Source organism: Streptomyces sp. NPDC004561 (genome assembly GCF_053602155.1).
Genome location: NZ_JBSGDB010000793.1, coordinates 1 through 2397, shown reverse-complemented (window position 1 = coordinate 2397; position 2397 = coordinate 1). Strand labels below are relative to the sequence as shown.

General features: G+C 71.1%; 2 protein-coding genes. Both read left to right on the top strand.

Annotated elements, in window-relative coordinates; translation table 11 throughout:
• Positions 1-235 precede the first annotated feature (235 nt).
• Entirely contained in the window at positions 236-2032 is a 1797-nt protein-coding gene (locus tag ACWEN3_RS45370; RefSeq protein WP_452984162.1) for a thiamine pyrophosphate-requiring protein, read from the top strand.
• A 76-nt stretch (positions 2033-2108) separates the two neighbouring features.
• Positions 2109-2397, top strand: a 289-nt coding sequence (locus ACWEN3_RS45365; RefSeq protein ID WP_452984160.1) for a DUF2795 domain-containing protein, incomplete at its 3' end; no start/stop codon positions are given.

Sequence of the window (2397 nt, the reverse complement as noted above, 5' to 3'; positions counted from 1 at the left end):
GGGTCGTGCCCGCGCTGCCATCACAGCCCGCCCGGCGCCGCGGCGCGCGCGGCCGGACCCCATTCGCGGGACACGGACGCCCGGGCGGGTGACAGGAACCGCGGACGGGTTTCGGCCTGAGCCCGCCGCCGGCGCCCGATGGCCGGATCCAGGGAGGTTTTCCGCCCCCCGCTCAGGTGACTCGTCAAACGACGACCGGATCGTCCGCTTCGTACTGCACCGGGGAGGTCCCTTCATGAGCACCAAGGTCTCCGACCACATCCTCGAACGCCTGCGCGCCTGGGGTGTGGATCAGGTCTTCGGCTATCCGGGTGACGGCATCAACGGGCTGCTCGCCGCCTGGGGGCGCGCCGAGGACCAGCCGCGGTTCGTCCAGTCCCGCCACGAGGAGATGTCGGCCTTCGAAGCGGTCGGGTACGCCAAGTTCAGCGGCCGTATCGGCGTGTGTGTCGCGACCTCGGGACCGGGCGCCGTCCATCTGCTCAACGGTCTGTACGACGCCAAGCTCGACCATGTGCCGCTGCTGGCCATCGTGGGCCAGACCAACCGGACCGCGATGGGCGGCTCGTACCAGCAGGAGATCGACCTGCACACGCTGTACAAGGACGTCGCCTCCGAGTTCGTGGAGGTGGTGACGGTCCCCGAACAGCTGCCGAACGTTCTGGACCGGGCGATCCGCACCGCGTACGCGCGCCGCTGCCCCACCGCGCTGATCATCCCGGCCGACGTGCAGGAGCTGGACTACTCGCCGCCGACGCACGAGTTCAAGATGGTGCCCTCCAGCCTGGGCATGAGCGACTACACCGCGACCCCCACGGACGAAGCGCTGCGCCGCGCCGCGGACGTCCTCAACGAGGGCGACAAGGTGGCCATGCTGGTCGGGCAGGGCGCCGCGGGCGCGGTCGTCGAGGTGCGGGAGATCGCCGAGCTGCTCGGGGCGGGTGTCGCGAAGGCGCTGCTCGGCAAGGACGTGCTCAGCGACGAGCTGCCCTATGTCACCGGGCCGATCGGCCTGCTGGGCAGCCGGCCGTCGTACGAGCTGATGCGCGACTGCGACACGCTGCTGACGATCGGGTCGTCGTTCCCGTACACCCAGTTCATGCCGGACTTCGGCAAGGCGCGCGCGGTGCAGATCGACATCGACGCGCACATGATCGGCATGCGCTACCCGTACGAGGTGAACCTGGTCGGCGACGCCAAGGCGACGCTCCAGCGGCTGATCCCGCTGCTGAAGACCGACCGGGGCGGGCGCGAGTGGCACGACACCGTGTGCGCGAACGTGCGGCGCTGGCACGAGACGATGGAGCGCCGGGCCGGGCTGTCGGCGGACCCGATCAACCCCGAGTACGTGGCCAAGGCCCTGGATCCGCTGCTGCCGGACAACGCGATCCTCACCTCCGACTCCGGGTCGGTCGCCAACTGGTACGCGCGGCACATCACCATGCGGCCGGGCATGCGCGGTTCGCTGTCCGGGACGCTGGCGACGATGGGGCCGGGGGTGCCGTACGCGATCGGCGCGAAGTTCGCGCATCCGGACCGGCCGGTGTTCGCGCTGGTCGGCGACGGCGCGATGCAGATGAACGGCCTGGCGGAGATGATCACCGCGGCCAAGTACCGGGACCGCTGGTCGGATCCGCGGCTGGTGGTCGCCGTGTGGAACAACCAGGACCTCAACCAGGTGACCTGGGAGATGCGCGCGATGGAGGGCTCCCCGTCGTTCCTGCCGTCGCAGTCCATCCCGGACGTGCAGTACGCGGCGTTCGCCCGTTCGCTGGGCCTGACCGGGATCCGGGTGGAGAAGCCGGAGGACGTCGAGGCGGGCTGGCGGGCGGCCCTGGAGGCCGACGGGCCGTGCGTGATCGAGTTCCTCACCGACCCGGCCGTACCGCCGATCCCGCCGCACGCCACCTGGGAGCAGATGGAGGCGACGGCCTCGTCGATCCTCAAGGGCGACAGCGACCGGCGCTCGATGATCAGGCAGGGGCTGAAGGCGAAGGTGCAGGAGTTCCTGCCGGGCAGGGAGAAGCAGTAATCCGTACGACGCGGATCCGTGTCGGCGCTACGGCACCGGGTACGCGGTGCGGACGTTCGACCCTCTGGAGAGAGACATGCAGCGAGGCAGCGACCGGCTGAACGTCCACCGGGACGACGAGATGAAGCACGAGCTGAAGGGACTGCTCAGGTCCGGGCATCCGACCCGGGTCGAGGAGTGGCACGACCCGGAGCCCGCCGCCGACGACGACCCGGCGGTGTCCGCCGGTCCGGTCGGCGGTCTGGGGTCCCCGGCGTCGCTGGAGCGGGTGCGCCTCGAGCTCGCCCGCGTCCTGGGGCGCGGCGCCTTCCCTGCGCGGGCGGGCGAGCTGGCCGCGGCACTGCGCCGGGACAACGCCCCGGACC

Coding starts and splice junctions, on each gene's coding strand:
- ACWEN3_RS45370 (WP_452984162.1), top strand. CDS start 236: ATGAGCACCAAGGTCTCCGACCACATCCTCGAACGCCTGCGCGCCTGG.